Annotated in this window: 9 protein-coding genes; 2 read left to right on the forward strand and 7 right to left on the reverse strand. The window is 72.8% G+C overall.

All coding sequences use genetic code 11. The features are described from left to right. Window positions 1-183: hypothetical protein (locus BN12_RS25440; protein ID WP_048555091.1), on the reverse strand; the 183-nt coding region annotated here is incomplete at its 3' end. Then, complete coding sequence (locus BN12_RS19430; protein ID WP_048555093.1) at window positions 180-473, reverse strand: hypothetical protein; 294 nt, start codon at window positions 471-473, stop codon at window positions 180-182. The genes BN12_RS25440 and BN12_RS19430, both read right to left, overlap by 4 nt. A gap of 94 nt (window positions 474-567) precedes the next feature. On the opposite strand from BN12_RS19430, the gene BN12_RS19435 reads away from it, so the two are divergent. Next, entirely contained in the window at window positions 568-999 is a 432-nt protein-coding gene (locus BN12_RS19435) for a nitroreductase family deazaflavin-dependent oxidoreductase (RefSeq protein ID WP_048555095.1), read from the forward strand. A gap of 81 nt (window positions 1000-1080) precedes the next feature. On the opposite strand, the gene BN12_RS19440 is transcribed toward BN12_RS19435, so the two are convergent. The 4 genes from BN12_RS19440 to BN12_RS19455 all read right to left on the reverse strand — a co-directional run bounded on the left by BN12_RS19440 (window position 1081) and on the right by BN12_RS19455 (window position 3448). Beyond that, a complete protein-coding gene (locus tag BN12_RS19440; protein ID WP_048555098.1) occupies window positions 1081-1518 on the reverse strand; it encodes a hypothetical protein in 438 nt (145 codons plus the stop codon). Continuing rightward, entirely contained in the window at window positions 1508-1867 is a 360-nt protein-coding gene (locus BN12_RS19445; protein ID WP_048555100.1) for a hypothetical protein, read from the reverse strand. The genes BN12_RS19440 and BN12_RS19445 overlap by 11 nt, the downstream gene beginning before the upstream one ends. 47 nt (window positions 1868-1914) lie before the next feature. Next, window positions 1915-2328 (reverse strand): HIT family protein, encoded by a 414-nt coding sequence (locus BN12_RS19450; RefSeq protein WP_048555102.1) that lies wholly within the window; start codon window positions 2326-2328, stop codon window positions 1915-1917. 121 nt (window positions 2329-2449) lie between these two features. Then, the gene (locus BN12_RS19455) at window positions 2450-3448 is read right to left on the reverse strand and encodes a patatin-like phospholipase family protein (RefSeq protein ID WP_083454784.1); all 999 of its coding nucleotides are present in this window, start codon (window positions 3446-3448) and stop codon (window positions 2450-2452) included. Between the two features lie 25 nt (window positions 3449-3473). Between BN12_RS19455 and BN12_RS19460 the strand changes: the two genes are divergently transcribed. After that, window positions 3474-4361, forward strand: a complete 888-nt coding sequence (locus tag BN12_RS19460; protein ID WP_048555107.1) for an alpha/beta fold hydrolase — start codon at window positions 3474-3476, stop codon at window positions 4359-4361. Window positions 4362-4383: 22 nt separating this feature from the next. Here the strand turns inward: BN12_RS19460 and BN12_RS26620 are convergent. Further along, the coding region (locus tag BN12_RS26620; protein ID WP_048555109.1) for a helix-turn-helix transcriptional regulator at window positions 4384-4760 on the reverse strand (377 nt) is incomplete at its 5' end.

Here is a 4760-nt window from a genome sequence, read left to right on the forward strand (position 1 = left end):
CGGCCCCCCCCCCCCCCGCGACGCGAAGAGGCGCCCCGCCGAGCTGTCCCACTCCGCCGTGCGCAGCCCCTCGACGACGTGCGCGATCGCCGCGAGCCGCTCGGCCTCCGCGCCGAGCCGGGCCGCGACGTCCCGGACGGCATCCGGGTCGCCCGGCAGGGGCGGGAGCTCCTCGGGGATCACGGGTCCGGCTCCCCACCCCGGAACGACGCGGTCGCCGCGTCCTCGGCGGACAGGTACGCCGCGCCGGCGGCTCGGGCGAGGGCGCCGAGCCGGGTCAGCTCGTCGGCGAGGATCGTCCGCTCGTGGGCCCAGTCGCCGAGGACCGCGTCGAGTGCCGCGGCGGTGGCACCCGGAGGGATGCCCTCGGCGAGACCGACGTGGGCCGGCAGGGTCCGCAGCCCGTCCGCGACGTCGGCGAGCCGGGCGCCGAGAGCGGCCACGGCGTCGGCATCCACCTCCAGCTGGGTCATGGCACGACGGTAGACGGACGGCGGGCCGGCATCGGGGGTTATCCACAGGGGGGCTGGTCACGACGTCGCGTCGACGTCGCGGGAGACTGGGTCCATGAGCGACACCGAGTACGCACCGAGCTCCCGGACCTGGGTCCGGGAGCAGGTGGAGACGATCGAGGCGACGGGCACGACGGCCTCGGTCGACATCATGGGTCTCCCCGTCGTCCTCCTCACGATGCGCGGCGCGAAGAGCGGGAAGATCCGCAAGGTCCCCCTCATGCGCGTCGAGCACGAGGGTCGGTATGCCGTCGTCGGCAGCCAGGGCGGGGCCCCGACGAACCCCCAGTGGGTGAGCAACGTGCGGGCGAACCCGCACCTCACCCTCCAGGACGGCACGACGGTCACCGACCGGGTCGCCCGCGAGGTGTCCGGCGAGGAACGGGCGACGTGGTGGGAGCGGTGCGTCGCGGCATACCCGCCGTACGCGGAGTACCAGACCAAGACCGACCGGCTCATCCCGATCTTCGTCCTCGAGCCGGCCTGAGCCTCGATTCGGCAGGTGCGGGCTTTCCGTGGTCTCGCCGGCCCAGCGACCACGACAACCTCACACCTGCCGAGTCGAGGCTCAGGCGCGACCCGGGAGGAACCGGCGCAGCCACCAGAGGCCGAGGATCGGCAGGACGAGCGGGACGTACCCGTAACCCTGCCCGAAGTGCGACCAGACCGTCTTGTCCGGGAACCAGGACGGCACGACGTAGGACAGCGTGCCGATGACGAGGACGCCGACGAGCTCGACGGACGCCGAGACGAGGGCTATCCGCACCGCCCGCCGACCGCCCGTGACGAGGGCGACGGTCGCGATGAGATAGACGACGGCAGCGGCGGCGGACATGACGTAGGCGAACGGCGCCCGGCCGAAGTACTCGGCGATCTGGACGCTCGAGCGGCCCGTCGCGGCGAGCGCCATGACGGCATACAGGGCGACGATGACCCGGCCGGGACCGCTCGACAGATGGCTCGGGTCGCGGGTCGTGACGACCGGCTCCTGCGGCTCAGTGGCCATGCTCGGTCCAGATCTGCCCGAGGCGGACGGTCATGACGGCGACGGCGCCGGCACCGACGGCGATCGTCACCATCGCCCAGCGGGACTTCTCCTTGATGGCGAGCAGCGCCGTGAACGGCGGGAGGAACGGGAGGGTGAGGAGGTATGCCGTGAAGGTCGCCTTCTCCTCCGCGAGCCGGCCGAGGTGGGTCATGCCGTAGACGACCTGGACCAGGAGCGCCACCTCGAGGATCCCGAGGATCGCGAGGACGCCGTCGTTGATGAGCCGCTCCCGGATCGCGTAGTAGACGGCGAGGAAGAGCGTCCCGACGGACAGGGCGACGATGGCCGTCGAGAGCGGGGCGAGCACCCGCCGATGCTATCCGGCGACGACGGCGCGTCCCACGAGGCCGGGTGTCACAGAGCGTCGCGGATCGTCGCCGCGACGGCCAGTGCCTCGGCCTCGTCCTCGTACCGGGTGCGGGGCCAGAAGAACCCGCGCAACCCGTCGCCCTTGCGCCGGGGCACGACATGGACGTGGAGGTGAGGGACCGACTGGCTCACGACGTTGTTCATCGCGACGAACGTGCCCTCGGCGCCGAGCGCCCGAGGCAGGACTCCGGCGAGGCGCTGCGCGGTCCCCATGACGCCGGCCAGCTGCTCGGACGACAGGTCCGGAAGCGTCGCGACGTGCTCACGCGGCACGACGAGGACGTGCCCCTTGAACAGCGGCCGTCGATCGAGGAAGGCGACGACGTCGTCATCGTCGAGGACCGTCGGCGCCGACAGCTCCCCCGCGACGATCTGGCAGAAGACACACCCGGTGGCCACGCCGCATTCTCTCGTCTCGGTCACCAGGCGCCAACTGGTCGGACGCTCGTGGGGAAGCTGACCAGAGCTCTGGCTCCCACCGCCTTCCCCACAAGAGTGCGCGCCGGTCACTCGGCGACGGTCACTCCCAGACGGACCGGACCGTGTCCTCGACGGACTCCGCCTGCGCGTAGCCCGCGCGGGCCGACGCCTCGACCCGGCTCACGTCGAGGACGTCGCGGCCCATCGCGTGCCGGCTCGCGGCGTCCGGCGCGACGACGCACGAGCGCACGTCGGGCCCGAGGGTCGCGAGCAGGTCACGGGGACGGTCGCGGCGGTGCACGGCATACGGGATGGGCGCGATGACGACGACGCGGTCGTGACCCTTCGCGAGGTCGGCGTTCGTCGTCGTGCGGACACCGCCGTCGACGTAGCGCCGTCCGTTGATCTCGACCGACGGGTAGACCTTCGGGACGGCGCAGCTCGCGGCCATCGCGAGATGGAGCGGAACCCCGCTGTGCCCGTCGAAGGCGACGGACTCGCCGGTCTCGGCGTCGACGGCCGTGATGACGAGCCGCTGCGGGGGCCACGGCTCGCCGACGAGCTCGTCGCCGACGGCGCTGACCCAGTCCTGCTCGTCGGCGGTCTGGGCGCGGAGGGCGGCCCGGCCGATGAGCGCCCGCCCCCGGCTGGGGCTTCCGGGAACGCTCTGGGCCATGACGAACCGGAGCGCGTCGCTCGTGCGGACCTTGCCCGGTGGGACGGCGATGGCACCGGAGGCGAGGCGCCGGACGCTGTCGGCCATCGGGAGTCCGACGCGCAGGTGCGCCCCGACGACCGAGCCCGCGGAGGTGCCGATCACCGTGTCGGCGAGGCCGAGGTCGACACCGCGGTCGGCGAGTCCGACGATGAGGCCGGCCATCCAGCCGATCCCCGTCGCGCCACCCCCGCCGAGGACGAGGGCACGACCACGGGTGACGGCCGGGACGTATGCGGTGTAGAACGGCTCGGCGTCCGTCGCCGGATCGGGGGTGCGCCAGCGTCGCTGTCGGGCGAACGCGTCGACACGCTCCTTCACCGTCGCCGCGACGTCCACGCCGTCGACACCTCCCTCTTCGTCGGGGGACCTCCCTCTCGTCATGATACTCGTCGGTAATGTGACGCCCATGAGCTCTGCGACGGTCAACGGCATCACCATCGAGTACGACGTCCACGGTCCCGACGACGGTGAGACGGTCCTGCTCGTCATGGGTCTCGCGACGCAGATGATCGCGTGGCCGTCGGCCTTCATCGAGCACCTCACCGACGCCGGCTACCGGGTCGTCCGCTTCGACAACCGCGACATCGGCCTGTCGAGCAAGACCCAGGCGCCGCTGCCGACGCGCAAGGACGTCATGAAGGCGCTCGCGTCGAGCCGGCTGGCCCACAGCGACTACCTGCTCTCCCACATGGCCGCGGACGCCATCGGCCTGCTCGACCACCTCGGCGTCGACCGCGTCCACGTCGTCGGCGCGTCGATGGGCGGCATGATCGCCCAGGAGATCGCCATCGGCTACCCGCAGCGGGTCCGCAGCCTCGTCTCCATCATGTCCAACACCGGCGACCGCCGACACGGACGCGTCGGGGCCAAGCTGCTCCCCCAGCTCCGCAAGACCCTGCTCGCCGCCCCGCCCCGGACGCGGGAGGAGGCCGTCGACCGTGGCGTGCTCGCGTGGCGGCAGATCGCCGGCCCGCACTTCGACGAGCAGTACTTCCGCGCGCTCGTCGTCGAGTCCCTCGAACGCTCGACGGACTCCATCGGGTCGACACGGCAGCTGCTCGCCATCCAGGCCAGCCCGGACCGGACGCCCGCGCTCCGGCACGTCACCGCGCCGACGCTCGTCGTCCACGGCCTCCGGGACAAGCTCGTCCTGCCCAGCGGCGGCATAGCGACGGCCAGGGCCGTGCCCGGGTCACGCCTGCTCATGTTCCCCGACATGGGGCACGACCTGCCCACGCCGCGCCTCGCCGAGATCGCCGGCGCCATCGTGGAGAACGCCCGGCGCGGAGCCTGACCCCACCCACCGCAGCGGCCGCTCAGACGAGGTCGTCGCGGAGGGCGACGGCGGCGGCCTCGGTGCGGGTCGCGACCCCGAACTTGGCGAGGATGTTGGACACGTGGACGCTCGCCGTCTTCGTCGAGATGAAGAGGGCGGCGGCGATCTCGCCGTTCGTCCGGCCCTGGGCGACGAGGGCGAGGACCTCCCGCTCCCGGTCGGTGAGATGTGGCCGGTCGTCCGACGGCGCACCGGCGGCGGATCCGGTATGCCATGAGGCGGCTCCCGCGGATCCGGTAGGCCGGGTCGTGGGGTGGGCGGTGCCCGCCGGCCGCGTCGGTGCGAGGCCGAGCAACGCCGGCCAGGCGAGCCGGTCGGCCAGGTCGGCCGCCTCGCCCCTGATGGTGCGCGCCCGCT

This window comes from Nostocoides japonicum T1-X7 (assembly GCF_001046855.1).
GTDB classification, from domain to species: Bacteria; Actinomycetota; Actinomycetes; order Actinomycetales; family Dermatophilaceae; genus Nostocoides; species Nostocoides japonicum.